The organism is Dethiosulfatibacter aminovorans DSM 17477, from assembly GCF_900142005.1.
Taxonomy (GTDB): Bacteria; Bacillota; Clostridia; order Tissierellales; family Dethiosulfatibacteraceae; genus Dethiosulfatibacter; species Dethiosulfatibacter aminovorans.
The window spans coordinates 98434-116874 of the sequence record NZ_FQZL01000007.1 but is presented as its reverse complement, the minus strand read 5'-3'; the positions used below and the strand labels follow the sequence as shown (position 1 = coordinate 116874).

Annotated in this window: 17 protein-coding genes and 2 riboswitches; of the genes, 14 read left to right on the top strand and 3 right to left on the bottom strand. The window is 42.3% G+C overall.

Annotation, left to right across the window (positions count from 1 at the left end):
* Positions 1-32: 32 nt before the first annotated feature.
* The 3 genes from BUB05_RS05780 to BUB05_RS18430 are packed head-to-tail and all read left to right on the top strand — an operon-like array spanning position 33 to position 2542.
* Positions 33-1211 carry an MFS transporter gene (locus tag BUB05_RS05780; RefSeq protein WP_175548513.1) on the top strand — a complete coding sequence of 393 codons (1179 nt, stop codon included), beginning with the start codon at positions 33-35 and terminating at the stop codon, positions 1209-1211.
* A 4-nt stretch (positions 1212-1215) separates the two neighbouring features.
* On the top strand, positions 1216-2190 hold the full coding sequence (locus tag BUB05_RS05775) for an MFS transporter (RefSeq protein ID WP_094762748.1): 975 nt from the start codon (positions 1216-1218) through the stop codon (positions 2188-2190).
* Positions 2159-2542 carry an MFS transporter gene (locus tag BUB05_RS18430; protein WP_175548512.1) on the top strand — a complete coding sequence of 128 codons (384 nt, stop codon included), beginning with the start codon at positions 2159-2161 and terminating at the stop codon, positions 2540-2542. Before BUB05_RS05775 ends, BUB05_RS18430 begins: the two co-directional genes overlap by 32 nt.
* 71 nt (positions 2543-2613) lie before the next feature.
* Here the strand turns inward: BUB05_RS18430 and BUB05_RS05770 are convergent, their stop codons facing one another.
* Together BUB05_RS05770 and BUB05_RS05765 are read right to left on the bottom strand one after the other, a co-directional pair.
* Positions 2614-3039, bottom strand: a complete 426-nt coding sequence (locus BUB05_RS05770) for a MarR family winged helix-turn-helix transcriptional regulator (protein ID WP_073048501.1) — start codon at positions 3037-3039, stop codon at positions 2614-2616.
* A 135-nt stretch (positions 3040-3174) separates the two neighbouring features.
* Positions 3175-5457, bottom strand: coding sequence for a beta-propeller domain-containing protein (locus tag BUB05_RS05765; protein WP_073048499.1), 2283 nt, complete (start codon positions 5455-5457; stop codon positions 3175-3177).
* Between the two features lie 741 nt (positions 5458-6198).
* On the opposite strand from BUB05_RS05765, the gene BUB05_RS05760 reads away from it, so the two are divergent.
* The 5 genes from BUB05_RS05760 (at position 6199) to metA (ending at position 10273) form a co-directional block, all read left to right on the top strand.
* Positions 6199-6846 (top strand): DUF2953 domain-containing protein, encoded by a 648-nt coding sequence (locus tag BUB05_RS05760; RefSeq protein ID WP_073048497.1) that lies wholly within the window; start codon positions 6199-6201, stop codon positions 6844-6846.
* 95 nt (positions 6847-6941) lie between these two features.
* Positions 6942-7310, top strand: coding sequence for a GerW family sporulation protein (locus BUB05_RS05755; protein WP_073048494.1), 369 nt, complete (start codon positions 6942-6944; stop codon positions 7308-7310).
* A 126-nt stretch (positions 7311-7436) separates the two neighbouring features.
* Positions 7437-7784 (top strand): RidA family protein, encoded by a 348-nt coding sequence (locus BUB05_RS05750; RefSeq protein WP_073048491.1) that lies wholly within the window; start codon positions 7437-7439, stop codon positions 7782-7784.
* 68 nt (positions 7785-7852) lie between these two features.
* A riboswitch (SAM riboswitch) is annotated at positions 7853-7953 on the top strand.
* Positions 7954-8034: 81 nt separating this feature from the next.
* Positions 8035-9315: an O-acetylhomoserine aminocarboxypropyltransferase/cysteine synthase family protein gene (locus tag BUB05_RS05745; protein ID WP_073048488.1), complete on the top strand. Its 1281-nt coding sequence runs from the start codon at positions 8035-8037 to the stop codon at positions 9313-9315.
* 13 nt (positions 9316-9328) lie between these two features.
* Positions 9329-10273, top strand: coding sequence for a homoserine O-acetyltransferase MetA (gene metA, locus BUB05_RS05740; protein WP_073048486.1), 945 nt, complete (start codon positions 9329-9331; stop codon positions 10271-10273).
* A gap of 96 nt (positions 10274-10369) precedes the next feature.
* Here the strand turns inward: metA and BUB05_RS05735 are convergent, their stop codons facing one another.
* On the bottom strand, positions 10370-10873 hold the full coding sequence (locus BUB05_RS05735) for a hypothetical protein (RefSeq protein ID WP_073048744.1): 504 nt from the start codon (positions 10871-10873) through the stop codon (positions 10370-10372).
* Positions 10874-11000: 127 nt separating this feature from the next.
* On the opposite strand from BUB05_RS05735, the gene BUB05_RS05730 reads away from it, so the two are divergent.
* The 6 genes from BUB05_RS05730 to BUB05_RS05705 all read left to right on the top strand — a co-directional run bounded on the left by BUB05_RS05730 (position 11001) and on the right by BUB05_RS05705 (position 18320).
* Positions 11001-11969, top strand: coding sequence for a YbgA family protein (locus tag BUB05_RS05730; RefSeq protein ID WP_073048484.1), 969 nt, complete (start codon positions 11001-11003; stop codon positions 11967-11969).
* 84 nt (positions 11970-12053) lie between these two features.
* A riboswitch (glycine riboswitch) is annotated at positions 12054-12157 on the top strand.
* Positions 12158-12302: 145 nt separating this feature from the next.
* Positions 12303-13418, top strand: coding sequence for a glycine cleavage system aminomethyltransferase GcvT (gcvT, locus tag BUB05_RS05725; protein ID WP_073048742.1), 1116 nt, complete (start codon positions 12303-12305; stop codon positions 13416-13418).
* 169 nt (positions 13419-13587) lie between these two features.
* Positions 13588-13989, top strand: a complete 402-nt coding sequence (gene gcvH / locus BUB05_RS05720; RefSeq protein ID WP_073048481.1) for a glycine cleavage system protein GcvH — start codon at positions 13588-13590, stop codon at positions 13987-13989.
* On the top strand, positions 13982-15322 hold the full coding sequence (gcvPA, locus tag BUB05_RS05715) for an aminomethyl-transferring glycine dehydrogenase subunit GcvPA (protein WP_073048479.1): 1341 nt from the start codon (positions 13982-13984) through the stop codon (positions 15320-15322). The genes gcvH and gcvPA overlap by 8 nt, the downstream gene beginning before the upstream one ends.
* A complete protein-coding gene (gene gcvPB, locus BUB05_RS05710) occupies positions 15319-16767 on the top strand; it encodes an aminomethyl-transferring glycine dehydrogenase subunit GcvPB (protein ID WP_175548510.1) in 1449 nt (482 codons plus the stop codon). Before gcvPA ends, gcvPB begins: the two co-directional genes overlap by 4 nt.
* Before the next feature lie 275 nt (positions 16768-17042).
* Complete coding sequence (locus BUB05_RS05705) at positions 17043-18320, top strand: MFS transporter (RefSeq protein WP_073048475.1); 1278 nt, start codon at positions 17043-17045, stop codon at positions 18318-18320.
* Positions 18321-18441: the final 121 nt, after the last annotated feature.

The following is an 18441-nucleotide window of genomic DNA, read 5'->3' as shown; positions in this document are numbered from 1 at the left end:
ACAAAAATTACAAATATTACGGGTGGTATGTTGTGTTTCTGAATGCATTAATTGGATGTACTCTTTCAGCTGGATTTCCCCAGTCATCTATGACGATTCCGTTTTTATCTGATAGGATGAATGTTTCTCAGGAACTATTATTGACAGCTGATACGGTGAAAACAGCAGGCATTGTCATGGCAATGTTTTTATCAGGATTTGCTTATAGAAAATACGGGTCAGTCAAGACGTTCCTGTTCAGCATGTTGTCTGCCGTAGTTCCCCTGGTCGTCATTCCATACGTCAGATATATACCATTTCTGTTCATGTTGAAGTTCATACAAGGATTTTCGTCCATCATATACCCTGTATTTCTCATAATAATCATGGATTGGATTCCTGAAAATAGGATTGGTCTGTCAACTGCAGTTTTCAACGGTATTTTTTACGGAGGAGCTGGAATAGGAGCAACCTTTGCGGGATTCGTCATCAGCAGATTCGGCTGGGTTGAATCATATTTCACTTTGGCACTGGTTCAGGTTGCAGTGTCATCAATATGGCTTTTGACAGTTAGGGAAAGGGATGGGAAGATGCCAGCAAATCATGTGAGGAATCACCATGTTCCTTTGACAAAGCTCATGGCTAAGCCTGTTGTATGGTTGTTGGCTTTAGGTTTTTTGAGTACGACATGGTCGGTACAGGTGATTTCCGTGGATATGCCCTTGTTTGCTTCATATTTGGGTTTTGATGAAATGGAGACCGGAAAAATAATGTCTGCAGCAACCATGGGAATTTTTTTTGCCTGTGCGGTTTCAGGCAATATATCGGATATTGCTTCACGGAAAAGCGTAAGCAAACTTGATTCAAGAACAGCCGTCTTTTCAATAGGGTGTTTGATAGTGATTATTTCTGTTGCAGTGATTTTAATATCTAATCTCAATAACTTCCTTGTTTTTTACTTTGCAGTACTTCTATTCTCATTTGGCGCAGCCTGGGGATTGGGATCCTTCTACTCTATATTACCGGAGATATTTAATGAGGAAACCCTGCCGGTGGCAACTGGCTTCATTGGAGGGTGTGGTGATATAGGAATGGTTAGTGCACCGGTTATTGTAGGAGTATTATTTGGCGCTAAGGGGTTATGGAGCATGGCTTGGGGTATTTGTGCCTTGATCGGAGTGTTGAGCTTTTCAGCTTGCCTGATGATAATAAAATTAAGAAAATGGAGATAAGGAAATGAATATTAATAAAAAATTCAAGTACTATAGATGGCTTATATGGGGAATTCTCGTTTCAGCATATGTCATTTCACAATTTCATAGAAATGCCATAGGGGTGTTAAGAGAAGACCTGATGATTGAATTTGGACTTTCGAGTACCCTGTTTGCATCTTTGGCTGCAACATATTCCTATTCGTATATGATCATGCAGATACCTACAGGTTTGCTCGCAGACTCCCTGGGTGCAAAGAAGACCGTTACCATTGGCTCCATAGTTGCAGGAATAGGCTCATTTACCATGGGATTTGCACCGAACGTGGTTGTTCTGTTTATGGGAAGATTATTGGTTGGACTGGGAGTATCTGTTATATTTGTATGTATTTTGAAAACTCAGTCCCAATGGTTCAGCGCAAGTGAATTCGGAACTATGGCCGGGCTGACTCTTTTCATAGGAGGTTTGGGAGGAGTATTGGCTCAAACTCCCTTGACCGTGATGGTATCGATGTTTTCATGGAGGTTTTCTTTTGGAGTCATGGGTATTACAGGGTTGATTATCGCATTGTTATGTCACGTATTTGTCAGAAACAAACCTTCTGACATGGGGTTGCCTTCATTTGAGGCGCTCGAGGGAAACACTTCAAATGATTCAAATGTTGGAAAATCGTTTTTAATGAAAGGCCTGGCAGTAGTTTTGAGAAATCCAAATACATGGGCAGCTATCATCACGTTTTCAGGATTTACGGCAGCATTGAGTTCTTTCTCAGCAGTATGGGGGCGTTCATATATGGTTGACGTATATGGCATATCTAAAGTAGATGCTTCAAACTATATAATGATAGTAGTACTGGGACTTGCATTGGGAAGTGTAGCAATAGGGAAATTATCAGATACCATAAAAAAAGAGAAAACTACCTATGATAATTTTTGGATTAGTAAATATTGTTTGCTGGGGTATCATTGTGTTTGTCAACGGTGGCAAACCACCGATTGACATCATGGTGCCGTTGCTGTTCCTGCTTGGATTTTCATGCTCCATATTCGTACTTGGAATTGCATCTTCAAAGGAACTCAATCCACCTGAAACAGCAGGAGTTTCCACTTCCTGTGTAAACATAGGAGGATTTATCGGGCCATCTATCCTACCGCCAATGCTTGGGAAGGTGTTTGATGTGTATAGCAGTACCTTACCATCAGTAATGGTCTACCATATGGCATTTAAATACTGCTTAATTGCTACTTTAATTGGATTTGCTGCAATGCTTTTTATAAAGGAAACCAACTGCAGGAATGTCTATAGGCAAAATGATTCAGTAATCAGGAATGCTAGCGCAGCAAATAATTAGGGCTGAGCTCCGAGATACAGTATAAACTAAGAATCCAGTAAAATAATTGCTTTACTGGATTCTTCTGCATGCTATCCTATATTATCTTCCAAACGTTCCAGGAATGATTTGAACTGCTCTAATTCATTCTGATCAAAAATTTCTAGAGATTTTTCCCAGAATTCCATTTGAAGTCCTTCATTTTTCTCCAAGAGTTCCTTTCCATCTTCAGTAAGATAAAGTTTAAAGTTTCTTCTGTTTGATTCATCCACTATCCTATAAATCAAATTTCTGTCTTCCAGAATCCTCAGATTTTTTGATATGGCTCCTGTATCAATATACAGTGTATTGGATAAATCTTTTTGGTTTATGCCGCTGTTTCGATGTATTCCAATAATGAGGATTGACTGAGTGGAGGTGAGACCTATTGATTTTAGAAGTTTCTTAATAGGTTCACCTGATTTACGATAAATTAGAGATATATATTTGGCGCATAATTCTACATTGTTTTCAGACATTGCATTTTAGCCTCTTTCATAGATTGGTTTATTAGATATCATAACATATTTTATACAGATGCAAAACATATCTTTAGAATTTTACAATAAAAATAAAGCGGATATCTCCGAAATGGAATATCCGCTTTAAGACAATTACTTCATTTCCTCAAATGTGTCTATATTAAAGGTCCTTATATCGTCGTCAAGGATATAGTAGAGATAGTCGTCTATGTACAGCAGTCTCTTCACGTCCGATGCGTAGACACCTTCGCTGGAGATTTTTTCAAGAACTACAAGCTTGCCGTTTTCGTTGGCTTCCACCACCACTGCACCGTTGAAATATGAATATTCATACTTGTCCGTATAGGTGCTTAGGCGTGCATCGAATGCAAGCATGTCTTTTCCTGGATTCAGCATGAGTGCCTTGTGGTTGTTCAATACCTCTGCATAGCTTCCGCTGTCTCCAAGGATGAGGCTGTTTATTTCCTCTGGCCTTCCCTTATACGACACATCGAATATTGAAAGCTTGATTCCTCGCTGTCTTCCGGTATCTTCGTCAACATCCCTTCCTATTCCGAGAAGTGTGTTTTCTCCGATAGGATGCAGGTAGTTCGAGAATCCGGGAACCTTAAGCTCACCGGTGATTTCAGGATCTTTAGGGTTCGACAGGTCAATTACAAACAAGGGGTCAATCTGCCTGAATGTAACTATATATCCCTTGTCTCCCATGAATCTTGCTGAATAAAGTCTTTCGCCGGGGGCTATGTCTTCGATGGATCCTATTTCATTCATGTTCCTGTCAAGGATAAAGAGTGAGTTTGTGCTGCCGTTGTTCCATCCCGATGTCGCCACCCTGAGGTTATTCTTGTATTCATCCATTGAGAACTGGTTGAGGATTGTTCCTTCAATAAGCCCTCCTCCTGCAAATCCCACCTTCATTCCATCTACTGAAAATCTTGCAATATTCGTAATCTGTCCCCAGTTCCTGCTGTAGTCGGTGTTTGCAATATAGAGGTTGTCATTGCTCATGTATACTGTTCTTCCACTTCCAAGGAATGAATTGATTGAAGCAGGAGTTTCCTCGTCTTCAATGTCTATGGCTGCCACTATTAGGTAGTTGTTTTCGCTTCTCCTTGGACAGTACATCACCTTGTCATAGGAAATCTGTCGGAACTCCTCATCTACCGCACTGTCCTTGTACATAGGAAGGATGATGTCATCGTATCCGTAATATACATACTTGTTTACGATGAGATAGAGGGTGTCGTCCTTTTTCCTGCTCGAAAGCAGGGACCCTTCGAGATCCACTTCCTTCATGAGTTCAGCCTCTCCACTGTTCGATATTGAATACACTCCGCAATAGACGTAGGTGGTGTCCTGTCTGTAGGGCATAACCTCTATTGAAATCATGCCATCCGTTTCAGGTATTCCGACATCGGGAATGGGTTGTATCCAGTTGTTGAATCGGTTCCTGGTTCCCAGTACAACAAGCCTTCCCTCGCTTACATAAAGGTCCGAGAAGCTTGTATATTCTCCCGTATTTGAGTCCACTGTTGATTCTATTTCGTCGACGAGTACGGGGATGCCCTTTCTTGCATCATAGATCTTAACGGACTTTGAAGTCGCCACATATATGAATTTACCGTCGGTTTTTACAATATCTGATTCGTTTACACCCTCAACCTGTTCGTTGGTGGATGAATAATCACCCTCGGCGGAAGATTCAGCAGATGGTGCTTCTGCAGCTTCATTGGTTGATTTTTCAGAATCCGTAGCCTGTGTCGGCATATCGGAAACGCCTTCCTCCATAATCATGTCGTCCCTGTAATAGTATTCCTCCATGGTACCCAAAATAGACTTGAGTTCATCAAGTGAGGTGACCTGGAGAGCCTGGCCGATCTTGGCCTTTATTCCTTCGACTGTCTTTTCATCGAGGTCAATTTCTTCGTTACCTACTGTAATTACCCTATCGCTGTATCCAACGGTTTTTCCGAGAACCTTTTCGCAGATTACCCGAAGGGGAACCATTGTCCTGTCGTTCATTATGAGCGATTCAGTGTCGAAGACCACGGTGCCAAGACTTTTACCGTCGACTTCTATCCTGTAGTGGTTTTTGTCTATGGGGAAAATATAGTTCTTTCCGTCATAGGAGATTATAGCCTCCCGGTCCACGGCATTGTAGGATACCTCGCCCCCGAAATGTTCCGCCAGAGCCCGCAGTGGAATCAGCGTCCTGTCCTTGTGGATTACGGGGACCACATTCGGATTGTCCGGATCAAGTGATTTCATATCCTCGCCGTCCAGTATGAGAGGACTGCCCAGATGAAGCGCAATGGTGCCCGGTACAATCAGAGGATCTGCCTCTTCTCCCAGAGCAGGAACAATCATGGTGCTCATCAGCAATAGTACCAATACAGATAAAACAAGCCTTTTCATTGATTTCTCCTCCTGGTTTTAAGCAAAAGTGAAGTTGAGTTTATTCACGAAATAGAAAGTGTATAGACGATTCAACTGTACACTGAATATGGAGTGAATAAGAACGAAACTCGCTTTTGATTAAAACATCCATATTTTTTATAGCAAAACATAGTTGAGTTTATTTCCTCAAATAGAATATCCGGAATTCTTCAACTGGATACTCTATTTGGATAAATAACAATGAAACTTGTAAAGAAATAAAACATTCATATATATTATATCATAGTTTTATGCAAAAGCTTAAAGTTGAGTTGATTCTTGAAATAAGGAGCGTCTGGACGGTTCAACTGGACGCGGAATATTGAAAGAATCAGGACGAAACTAGATTTTGCATAAAACCACCTTTATGAAAACAAAAGCTTAAAGTTGAGTTGATTCTTGAAATAAGGAGCGTCTGGATGGGGTATATTAATTTAGACGAAGAAATGCATATTAAGTTCAAGGAATAATGAAAATATTATGATGTAATCTAGAAAATGCAACACTGATACTTTAACTACAGGATCTTGAAAATATTGATCTCGATATAATGAAGATTAATTATCAGAACTGTATAAAAAATGCTATTTTGATGGTATAATTAGAATATAATCACAGGTCGGCTCAGAGAAGCCGCTATCTGAAAATACTGACATAAAACCGGCCTAAAGGGCTGGTTTTTTTGCAGTTTACCAGTTATTGGATTACAGGGAGGCTGAAATGATCATACTGTCTATAATTGGATATATTCTTCTCCTTATCTTAGTTCTAATAGCATTTGTCATCCTCATACCCTACACCTATTATGCAGAGGCTGAAAGGTATGAAGGGGTAAAGGCAAGGGGGATTGTTTCCTGGCTCTTTGGAGGACTTAAGGTATTCATATTGAAGGAACAGGATGAGGAGATTAATGTCAGGATAAGGTTTTTGGGATTGGAAAAAAGCATGGACACTAAGAATGGTGATGACAAGGATAAGAAAAAAGATGACAAAGAATTGAAAAAGAAAGAAAAGGAGACCAAGAAGAAAAAATCAGTCAGATTAGAATATTTCAAGAAGGAATTGATAAAAAAGGTTTTGTCGGCAGTGAAAAAGCTGTTGAAACATCTTTGGCCCAATATGGTCACGATGAGGATAAAGGCAGGCTTTGACAATCCAATGTATACAGGGTACCTGTGCGCCTTGTACAGCCAGGACTATATGCTGCCGGAAAAATACGACATAAGACTGGAGCCGGTCTTTGACGAAGGCATATTGGAGGGGGAAGGATCCATTGAAGGGAGAATATGGCTTGCATACATTCTGGCAGTGGCGTTGGGCTTGGTGTTTACAAAACCCGTGAGGAAGATACTCTTTTCGAAGAAATGACATATGGTTGAATAAATTCATGCAATATGGAGTGTTCGGATGCTTAGTCTGAACACTGAATATTGAACGAATAAATAAAGAAGGAGGCATAAACAATGGCAGAATTCAATATCAAGGACAATGTAAACAATGTTTTCGAGAAGCTTCAAAGTTTCATGAAGACGGATACCGTTGTAGGCGAACCGGTTCAGATTGGCGAGGTTACAATCGTTCCATTCATCGAGATCAACTTCGGACTGGGAACAGGCGGAGGTGGCGGCACCGACAAGGAAGCCAAAGGAGAAGGTGGAGGACTTGGAAGCGGAGGCAAGATTTCCGTTTCATCGGTTCTGGTAATCAAGGGAGACCATGTTGAAATGATGCCTATCAAGAAATCGTCAAGTATCGACAAGCTTATCGAGATGGTTCCCGAAATCATGGAAAAGGTTGATTTGAAGAAGAAGGAAGAGGAAGCAGAAGAATAGACAATGGAATTAGACGGAGAAATCAATTCACATGTCAGGCTCCGCCGGTACCGATTTATTTCGGATGGCGGGGCTGTTTTTTGTTTAATTGAAAATTATAAGCTATGGTTATATTTGGAGGATATTATGGAAATTAAGAGATATGAAGGAACTGGAAGAATGAGCCGTGCCGTTGTACATGGGAATACAATATACCTTTGCGGACAGACCTGTGGAGATGTTGAAGACATAAAGGGGCAGACAAAGGTTGTACTTGAGAAGATTGAGAATCTTCTTAATGAATATGGATCGGACAAGAACCACATATTGTCAACTACAATCTACTTGAAGGACATGTCAATGTTTCAGGAAATGAACGAAGTATGGGACGCATGGGTGAATGAAGGCAATGAACCTGCAAGGGCATGCGTTGAGGCGAAAATGGCAAGGGAGTCACTTCTTGTGGAAATGACTGTAATTGCAGCGTTGAAGTAGCAGAAATCAAAAAAACAGTTGACAATCGCGTCAATAAGATTTAAGATAGTATGAAAATATAAAACTGTAACTTATCACGAGAGGTGGAGGGAATGGCCCTTAGAAACCTCGGCAACCTACGCATATGCGCAAGGTGCCAATTCCAACAGTGAAAACTGGAAGATAAGAAGATTATGGAATTTGAGCCGCTTCTTATTTAGGAGCGGCTTTTTGCATCTTAGTGAAGTAAGCTACAGTACAGGAGGATGAAATGAAAAACTACAAAATTGAAACTCAATGTGTACAGGGTACCTACAAGCCTGAGTCTGGAGACCCAAGAGTGCTTCCAATAGCTCAGAGCACAACTTATCGGTACTACGATTCAGACGATGTGGCAGACCTGTTTGACCTTAAGTCTGCCACACACATGTATTCAAGAATATCCAATCCTACAGTTGCAGAGCTTGAAAACAAGATGGCCCTTCTTGAAGGAGGAGTAGGTGCGGTTGCAGCTTCGTCGGGACAGGCAGCTTCAACCCTTGCTTTCCTGAACATCTGCCAGGCAGGAGACCACATAGTTGCATCTTCAACCATATATGGAGGAACATTCAACCTTTTTGCTGTAACCCTCAAGAAGATGGGCATAGAGGCGACATTCATAAATCCCGACTCCAGCTGTGATGAAATAGTGGCAGCTGCAAAGGAAAATACAAAGGCTCTTTTTGCCGAGACGATAGCAAATCCAGGCTTGAACATCCTCGACTTCGAAAAATTCAGCAAGGCGGCAAAGATTATGGATGTACCTTTCATAGTGGATAATACCCTTGCTACGCCGGTACTGTGCAGACCTTTGGAACACGGAGCGGACATAGTCATACATTCGACAACAAAATACACCGACGGACATGCTACCAGTGTCGGAGGAGTTGTAATAGACGGAGGAACATTCAACTGGGACAACGGCAAGTTCCCGGAGCTGGTCGAGCCCGATCCTAGCTATCACGGAATACAGTATGTGAAGGATTTTGGACCTGCAGCCTATATCACAAAGGCAAGGGTTCAGATGCTCAGGGACTATGGAATGACAATGAGTCCTTTCAATGCCTTCCTTTTCCACCTGGGTCTGGAAACACTCCATGTAAGAATGGAAAGACACTGTGAAAATGCACTTAAGCTTGCCAGGTTCCTCAAGGGACACGAAGGAGTGAGCTGGGTCAACTATCCACTTCTTGAAGATTGCGATTCATATGATCTTGCAAAGAAATACCTTCCAAAGGGAGCAAGCGGAATACTGACATTCGGAATAAAAGGAGGAAACCAGGCAGGCAAGGAACTTATCAAGCACATGGACCTCACAGCACTTGTTGTACACATTGGAGACCTTAGAACAAGCATACTCCACCCTGCAAGCACAACCCACAGACAACTTACGGAAGAACAGCAGATAGCAGCAGGAGTGCTTCCCGATCTTATCAGGGTGTCCATAGGAATCGAAAACATAGACGACATAATCGCAGATTTCGACAAGGCCATTAAAGCCGTAGCGAAGTAAGGAGGTTACTTTCATGCCCATTGTAATACCAAAAAAATTGCCGGCATATTATGTATTAAAGGAAGAGAACGTATTTGTAATGTATGATTCAAGAGCCTACAGCCAGGACATAAGGCCTCTTGAAATCGTGATAGTGAATCTGATGCCAACAAAGGTCGAGACTGAAACCCAGCTAATAAGGATGCTTGCCAATACGCCTCTCCAGGTCAATCTTCATCTTGTGAACATGAGCAGTCACGAATCGAAGAATACCAAGCAGGAGCATCTTACAACCTTTTATGAAACCTTTGACGATATCAAGCACAAGAAATTCGATGGAATGATAATAACAGGAGCACCGGTTGAAACACTTCCCTATGAAGAGGTCAACTACTGGGAGGAGCTGGTTGAAATCATGGAGTATTCGAAGTCCAATGTATTCAGCACCATTCATCTTTGCTGGGGAGCCCAGGCTGCTCTTTACTATCACTACGGTGTTCAGAGGACGATGCTTGACGAGAAGCTTTTCGGAGTGTTTCTCCATGATGTGGTTGATCCAAAGTCAAGGCTTATGAGGGGATTTGACGACAAGTTCTATGCACCCCATTCCAGGCACACCCAGATAGAAAGAAAGGAATTCGACAAGGTTCCAACCATAGAGATACTGGCTGAGTCGGAAGAGGCGGGAGTGCATATTTCAGCCCTCAAGAACAGAAGACAGATATTTGTTCAGGGACACGGGGAGTATGAGAAATACACCCTGAAGAAGGAATACGACAGGGACGTGGAAAAGGGAATGGACACTGCAGTTCCTGCAAACTACTTCGAGGACGACGATCCTGAAAAGGAAGTCATAATGAAGTGGAAGGGACCTGCCCATATGTTTTTCTCAAACTGGCTGAACTACTGCGTATATCAGGAAACACCTTTTGACATCAATGAAATCGGCCCATTTGACCTTGAAGATTCACCCGAATAGACAATTATTTATAAGATCAAACAATAAAAGAACAAGCACTGCATCGGTTTAAAAACCGGCGGGAAGCTTGTTCTTTTTTTACTAATTTTTAAGAAGTTAAATTTTTCTGCTGTCATAGGCCCAGTGAAGAAGAGCCTGACGTTGTTTTTTTCTGCAGTTCAAGTCCAGGGGAGTACAGTTTTTCCTGATGGCTCCTATGTGCCTGCGCATTGCCTTCCACCGCTTGATCTGTCGGGAATCCTCAAGGGGAATTCTTCTGCCGTAATAGTAACGGCAGTACCACTGAAACCAGCCCCTTGGATCCGCATGGTTTATCCACCCCTTGGCCCTCCAGGTTTCAAGAGGCAGGGAAGCATCCACGCCAAAGTAATTCAATGATATATCTTTTTTAAAGAAGGAAAGCTTGGCATTCTCAAACCATTCCTCCGGGAATTCATTTATGCAGTCGGTCATGTACTTGCCTCCAAAAACGCCCAGTTCAAGCATTTCCTTTGGAGTCAGTTCCGGCTTGAATTCTTCGTCAAAATCCTTGCCTGTTTCCTTGGTGAGGTAATAGTATCCTCTTTGCATTTTATCTTCTATGACTATTTTTTTCTTCATATTCATCACTTCTCCGTTAAAATAATTATATCATGAATCATGGTTATCGTGTGGTATAATCAAAGGGAAGAATGTATGCACAATATAGAGATGCTAATAGTCCAAATATTATTGTAGGGGTGATCTGATGACTGAAAAACCCGTTGTGCTCATAAGCAGATGCATAGAACATGACAACTGCAGATATGATGGCAGTCGCATAAGCAGTCCTTTCATAGACAAGCTTAAAAACCATGTTGAGTTTATAGACATATGTCCTGAAGTGGAAATAGGGCTTTCAATCCCCAGGGAGGCCATACGAATCATAAGAAAAGGTGGTGGAGAAAGGCTTGTATATTCAATGTCCGGTACAGATATTACAGATTCAATGAAGGACTTTTCCAAAGATTTCATAGAAGGCATAAAGGAAAAAGGAATCCATGGAATAGTAATGAAAAGCCGTTCTCCGTCCTGCGGAATAAAGGATGTAAAGATATATAGTGATTTGGGAAAGGCAAATACAATCCCTGAAAAGACCGATGGTTTTTTTGGAAGAGCAGTCAAGGAAAACTTCCCGTGCATTCCCACGGAAGACGAGGGCAGGCTTACCAATTACAATATCAGGGAGCATTTCCTCACCAGGCTTTATGCGAACCTGTATTTTGATGAAGTCATTGAAAGCAACAAGATGAGTGTACTGGTCGATTTTCACAGCAGAAACAAATACCTGCTCATGGCTTATCACCAGATGAATCAAAAAAAACTGGGCAGAATAGTCGCCAACCATGACAACCTTGATGTGGATGAAGTCATATGGGAATATGGAGTGATGCTCAATGAGGCGCTTAAAAAGCCTTTTAGACGGGGCACCAATATAAACATGCTGATGCATCTTCTGGGATATTTCAAAAAGGACCTTTCAAAAGAGGAGAAGGCATACTTTCTTGATATACTCCAGCAATACAGCATGAAAAAAATACCCTTCAGCCTGCCAATAGCGGTAATTCGTTCATGGGTTGTAAGGTTTGACGAGCCTTACTTGAAGAGACAGACCATTTTCAATCCCTATCCCCTGGATATTCTTGATGTTGCGGATTCGGGCAAAGGCATAGATTGAAATGTTCGAATATATAATAATTAATAAATTAACCTTTAAAAGTAAATGAATATTATGTTATAATTCTTGTATAGAAATATCCAGAGGACGGTTGCGAGAGATACCTTAGGTGGTAGCCGAAGGAGAAATGCGGACAGTTTAGCCCATTGGCCGTAGAAACTCTCAGGCAACAGGATCGCAATCTGATGGAACTCTGAAGAGACTGCTGGAGCAGCACCGAAGGGGAATATAAAACTCTCAGGTAAAGGAACAGAGGTTGTGAGGCAGATAATTGTCTTGCGACCTTTTTTTGTACCCTGGACCGACAAGACACAATAAGAGGAGATGGATGTAGTGGATAAACTGAAGAGAACACCCCTTTATGAGAGTCATCTGAAGCTCAAGGGCAGGATGGTGGAATTCGGCGGATGGGAGATGCCTGTCCAGTATTCAGGTCTTGTTGAAGAGCACAATGCCGTGAGGAACGGTGTTGGAATTTTTGATGTTTCCCATATGGGAGAGGTGGAAGTACGTGGCAAGGATGCGAAGAGGTTTGTGCAACATATAATCACAAATGACGTGGACAGAATCGGCAAAAATGAGATACAGTACGCCGTCATGTGTTATGAAAACGGCGGGGTGGTTGATGACACACTTGTCTACAAAAGGGATGAGGACAGCTATCTCATCATTATAAATGCAGGCAATATAGACAAGGATGTGGAATGGATGGAAAGGGCTATTTCGGAAATGGAATTCGAAGTGGAATTCAGCCATATTTCCCATGATACAGGTGAGATTGCACTTCAGGGACCTAAGGCGGAAGAACTTCTTCAGAAGTGCGTTGACTTTGACCTTTCAGCTCTCAAGTTTTTCAACTTTGCGGAAGATATAAATATTTTCGGCGTATCGTGTCTGGTGTCAAGGTCGGGATACACGGGAGAGGACGGATTTGAAATTTATGCTTCCTCCGGTGAAATTGAAAAAGTATGGAATGGTCTTCTTGATAAAGGAAGGGAATACAATATACATCCATGCGGGCTTGGAGCAAGGGATACCCTCAGGTTCGAGGCCAACCTGCCCCTTTACGGTCATGAATTGACAGAGGAAATTTCTCCTCTGGAAGCGGGGTACGGATTCTGCGTGAGGCTTGACAAGGAGGAGTTCATTGGCATGGAATCATTGAAGCTTCAGAGGGACCTGGGACTCAAGAGAAAGGTTGTTGGATTCGAGCTTGTTGACAGGGGAATAGCAAGAGCCGGTTATGAGGTTCTCGATGAAGAAGGAGAAATCATAGGTCATGTCACAACGGGATACAAGTCCCCTACAGTTGGAAAGTCAATAGGTCTTGCACTTGTTGATGCAGGGCATCTGTCAATTGGCAGTGGATTTTATATACAAATAAGAAAGAAAAGAGTCGGGGCAAAGGTGATATCGAGAAAATTCCTGACAAAAAATTATGCAAGGTAAATTTGAATAGAATCTATTAAATTAAATGAGGTTTTAATCAAAAGTGAGTTTCGTACTTATTCATTCGAGAAACAGTATCGCATTGAAGCATTGCGATACATTTTATCTCATGAATAAACTCAACTATGGCTTTGGCTTAAAACTAAATAAAAAACTAGGAGGATTTGATATGACAGTTAAAGAAGGTTTGTACTACACACAGACTCACGAGTGGGTGAGGGTTGAAGAGGAAGAGGCTTATGTTGGTCTCAGTGATTATGCGCAGCATGCTCTTGGAGACATAGTTTATGTCGAGCTTCCGGAAATCGGTGAAGAGTTTGGTGCGGCAGACAGCTTTGGTGCAATAGAATCCGTAAAGGCTGCCAGCGACATATATCTGCCCCTAAGCGGTGAGGTGATTGAAGTCAATGAAGAGCTTGAGGAGCAGCCAGAGCTCATCAACGAGGACGCCTATGAAAACTGGATAGCTAAGATTAAGGTAAACGATGCAACTGAAGTTGAAGAATTGATGAATCCGGAACAGTATGAAGAATATATCGAAGGACTTGAGGAGGCGGAAGAGGATGAATAAATACATACCTCTAACCCGTGAAGACAGGAAGGTCATGCTCGACAGGATCGGAGTGGAGAGTGTGGATGATCTGTTCGGTGACATACCCGAGGAATTGCAGCTCAAGGGTAGAATGAATATCAACGACTCCATGAGTGAAATGGAAGTAAGAAAGATCATGAGGGAACTGAGCACAAGGAACAAAAACCTCAATGACTATGTGAGCTTTCTGGGAGCAGGGTCCTACGACCATTATATCCCTTCGACTGTCAAACACATATACTCAAGGTCAGAGTTTTATACCTCATATACTCCCTATCAGCCTGAAATAAGCCAGGGAACTCTCCAGTATATATTCGAGTACCAGAGCATGATGGCGGAGCTTACGGGAATGGATGTTATTAATGCATCCATGTATGACGGAGCCACTGCAGCTGCAGAAGCGGCGATAATGGCTGTAAGGATAAAGAAGAAAAACAGGATAGCGGTATCCGCCACCATTCATCCAGAGACTATGAGGGTTCTTGAAACGTATTGCCATTTCAGGGAAATAGAGCTTGTAAAGATTCCGGAAAACAAGGGAAGAACATGCAGCGACAGCCTCGACTGCATAGATGGAGACACTTCTGCTGTAATAGTGCAGAATCCAAATTTCTATGGAATAATTGAAGACGTATCCGAAGTTGAAAAGAGGGTTCATGAAAACAAGGGTCTTTTAATAATGAGTGTGGATCCCATAAGCCTTGGACTTCTCAAGACACCAGGAGAATGGGGAGCGGACATAGTCGTAGGAGAGGGACAGAGTCTTGGAATGACCCAGAGTTTCGGAGGCCCCTACCTTGGATTCATAGGAACGACCACCAAGCTCATGAGGAAGCTTCCAGGAAGAATCTGCGGAATGACGGAAGATGTGGACGGAAAGCCCGGATACGTACTTACCCTTCAGGCAAGGGAACAGCATATAAGAAGGGAAAAGGCAACCTCCAACATCTGCTCCAACCAGAGCCTTTGTGCCCTTATGGCGGTGGCGTATCTGTCCACAATGGGCAAGGAAGGAATAAAAGAAGTTGCAGAACAGTCCATGACAAAGGCAGAATATGCAAAAAGGAAGCTTCTTGAAACCGGAAAATTCAACAAGGTTTATGAAGGACCGTTCTTCAAGGAATTTATGCTGGAATCGAAAATAGAACCTGAAAAGCTCAACGATATACTCTTTGAAAATGGAATGATAGGGCCTCTAAATATGAGCAGGCTAATGGATAACCATGATAACCATGTTCTATTTGCAGTGACCGAAAAGAGGACAAAAGAGGAAATAGACAGACTGGTTGAAATAATCGGGGAGGTGGAATGATGGGGAAATACATCAAACAGATAATAGACCTTTCCAAAAAGGGAAGAAAAGCATACTCACTACCTGAAAATGACGTGGAAATAGACATCACTGAAGAGATGCTTCCTGAAAACCTGAAAAGAAAAATTGAGCCTAGGCTTCCGGAAGTCTATGAAGTGGACGTTATAAGGCACTATACCAACCTTTCAAACAAGAATTTCGGAGTGGATACAGGATTTTATCCGCTGGGTTCATGTACAATGAAATACAATCCCAAGATCAATGAGGACATGGCTTCAATGGAAGGTTTTGTAGCACTTCATCCCTATCAGAATGAAAACCAGGTCCAGGGAGCTCTTGGGCTCATGCATGACCTGGGAGAAAAGCTTTCTGAAATCACCGGCATGGCCGGATATACCCTTCAGCCTGCTGCAGGAGCACATGGCGAGCTTACAGGTCTCATGATAATTAAGAAATACCATGAGATGAGAGGGGATACAAAGAGGAAAAAGGTTATTGTCCCCGATTCGGCCCACGGTACCAACCCTGCAAGTGCAACATCTGTGGGATACGACATAGTGGAAATAAAGTCCGACAAGATGGGAGGCGTTGACCTTGAAGCACTGAAGGAGGCATTGGATGATGAAGTGGCGGGCCTGATGCTTACAAACCCTTCAACACTTGGACTTTTTGAAAAGAACATACTGGAAATATCCAGGCTTGTCCATGAGGCGGGAGGTCTTGTTTACTACGACGGAGCCAATATGAATGCAATCATGGGGAGGGCAAGGCCTGGAGACATGGGGTTTGACATAATCCATCTCAATCTCCACAAGACATTTTCAACTCCTCACGGTGGAGGAGGCCCCGGAGCAGGGCCTGTAGGTGTAAGGGAAGACCTTCTTGAATATCTTCCATACCCCGTAGTTGAAAAGAAAGAAGAAAGCTATATCCTGGACTATGAAAGGCCGAATTCCATAGGAAAGATAATGGGATTCTACGGACAGTTCGGTGTACTGGCAAGAGCCTATACCTACATACTTACCATGGGTGCCGAAGGACTGAAGCTGGCCAGTGAAACTGCGGTGCTGAACGCCAACTATCTCCAAAGCTGTCTCAAGGAACACTACAAGCTTCCCATAGATACCATATGCAAGCACGAATTTGTGCTGACTGGAAGGGACGGTCTGTCGGAGATAAGGACACTGGACATAGCAAAGAGGCTCCTGGACTACGGAGTTCATCCTCCTACCGTGTATTTCCCCCTCATAATAGATGAAGCCATAATGATAGAGCCTACGGAGACTGAAAGCCTTGAAACCCTTGACCATTTCGTTGAAATAATGATAAAGGTGAAGGAAGAGGGAGAAAAGGATCCTGAGATCCTTCACAATGCACCATACAATACCGAGGTGAGAAGACTAGACGAAGTAAAAGCAGCAAGAAAACCTGTACTCAGGTGGTAATAGATTCCTCCTAATGGAAAAGGGTGAGCCATGCAGTTTGCATGGCTCACCCTTTTTGAGAAATTACATTGAAATATGATGCTTACAATGGCAAATTGTTCTTATTGTGTCCCAAATATGCATTCAAATGTTAAGTTTCCATAATATGTCAATAAGTTAATTGACATTTTTGTTACATTTTAATAGAATTTTAGGTATCATCGTTAACTTACGAGTTTTTTGAATTCTGCAGCGCATTTGCGATGCAATTAACGCATATTCAAGAAGGGGTAATTATGAAGAAGCTCATAAACAGAAACTTTGCCCTGTATTCTCTGGGCAGACTTGTTTCTCTTCTGGGAAGCGGTATCCAGAATGTCGCCATTCCGCTTTACATATTGAGGACTACCGGTTCAGGCATGGCAATGGGAATATTTGCCTTTGTAGAGCTATTGCCTCAGTTGTTCCTGATGCCTGTGGGAGGCGTACTGGGAGACAATTACAACAGAAAAAGAATAATGGTATTGTCGGATGTTTTAAGTGGAATTATAGCTGTAATGCTTTTTTTGACTATGCGAGAAGGAAATATAGCCCTTCCGTTGCTCTTCGGCTGCCAGATTCTACTTTCAAGTGTCATGGCTGTTTTCGACACCACTACGGCTGCAATGTTGCCGGAGCTGGTTGGAGAAGACGAGCTTCTGAAGGGAAATTCCATAATTGGAAGCATAGACAGCATGACAAACATAGCAGGTCCCGTAATAGGAGCGGCGCTTTTTGGTATTTTTGGATTGAAGGTAATATTTATTATAAACGGAGTGTCATTCCTTCTGTCGGCAGCAAGTGAAACTCTGATTTCATACAAACCTGAAAAGATAACCCATGAAAATCTTACTGTTGCAAAATCAGTAAGGGACATAAAGGAAGGCTTTGATTTCCTCAAAAAGTCAAAGGGAATCGTATCGCTGATAATGTATGTTTCCGTTGCGAATTTCTTCGGAATAGCAAGTCTGGCTGTAATACTGCCATATATCTTTGTTGAGGGAATAGGCTTTACGGACAACCAGTTTGGAATTCTTCAGGCATCCATTATGGTTGGAATATTCACTGGAAACATGATACTGTCAATTATTGCACACAAGTGTTCCAAGGACAAGATAGTAATACTGGGACTTTCGGCCGAAGCTTTGATATTCTTCGTAATGGGAATATTCTTCTATCCGAGGGTGTTTGAAACTCTCGGCGGACCGGGGCTTAGGCTTATGGGACTTTTCATATTTTTCCTTGTGCTCTTCGGCATATCCAATGCCTTCTTGAGGACAAGTATATTCACCAACATACAGCTTATGATACCAAATGGACTGAGAGCCAGGGTTCTTGCGGCATACAGCTTCAGCATGCAGGTCATTTCGCCTATTGGAGTGTTTGCAGCAGGGGTGGCCCTTGACATGGTCGAATACTATCAGCTGTTCATGTTCTGTACAATAATGATAACCCTTGCTACGGCCGTGTTCTTCCTCAGGGCTCCCCGGGAATCTTTTGATCCGGGTACATTGAGAGTGGAGGAAAACGCATAAGGGAATTGATAATTCAATAGTGATTAAAGGGCTTCTGGTGCAATATCGGGAGCCTGTTTTGTTTATAAATAGTTATTCATAATTATTTCACTGGTTCTGATTAAAATATGAACTTTACTAA

Excerpts from the sequence above, each read along its gene's own strand:
- BUB05_RS05775 (WP_094762748.1), top strand. The coding sequence starts at position 1,216 with ATGAATATTAATAAAAAATTCAAGTACTATAGATGGCTTATATGGGGA.
- BUB05_RS05770 (WP_073048501.1), bottom strand. The coding sequence starts at position 3,039 with ATGTCTGAAAACAATGTAGAATTATGCGCCAAATATATATCTCTAATT.
- BUB05_RS05765 (WP_073048499.1), bottom strand. The coding sequence starts at position 5,457 with ATGAAAAGGCTTGTTTTATCTGTATTGGTACTATTGCTGATGAGCACC.
- BUB05_RS05760 (WP_073048497.1), top strand. The coding sequence starts at position 6,199 with ATGATCATACTGTCTATAATTGGATATATTCTTCTCCTTATCTTAGTT.
- BUB05_RS05755 (WP_073048494.1), top strand. The coding sequence starts at position 6,942 with ATGGCAGAATTCAATATCAAGGACAATGTAAACAATGTTTTCGAGAAG.
- BUB05_RS05750 (WP_073048491.1), top strand. The coding sequence starts at position 7,437 with ATGGAAATTAAGAGATATGAAGGAACTGGAAGAATGAGCCGTGCCGTT.
- BUB05_RS05745 (WP_073048488.1), top strand. The coding sequence starts at position 8,035 with ATGAAAAACTACAAAATTGAAACTCAATGTGTACAGGGTACCTACAAG.
- metA (WP_073048486.1), top strand. The coding sequence starts at position 9,329 with ATGCCCATTGTAATACCAAAAAAATTGCCGGCATATTATGTATTAAAG.
- BUB05_RS05735 (WP_073048744.1), bottom strand. The coding sequence starts at position 10,873 with ATGAAGAAAAAAATAGTCATAGAAGATAAAATGCAAAGAGGATACTAT.
- BUB05_RS05730 (WP_073048484.1), top strand. The coding sequence starts at position 11,001 with ATGACTGAAAAACCCGTTGTGCTCATAAGCAGATGCATAGAACATGAC.
- gcvH (WP_073048481.1), top strand. The coding sequence starts at position 13,588 with ATGACAGTTAAAGAAGGTTTGTACTACACACAGACTCACGAGTGGGTG.
- gcvPA (WP_073048479.1), top strand. The coding sequence starts at position 13,982 with ATGAATAAATACATACCTCTAACCCGTGAAGACAGGAAGGTCATGCTC.
- gcvPB (WP_175548510.1), top strand. The coding sequence starts at position 15,319 with ATGATGGGGAAATACATCAAACAGATAATAGACCTTTCCAAAAAGGGA.
- BUB05_RS05705 (WP_073048475.1), top strand. The coding sequence starts at position 17,043 with ATGAAGAAGCTCATAAACAGAAACTTTGCCCTGTATTCTCTGGGCAGA.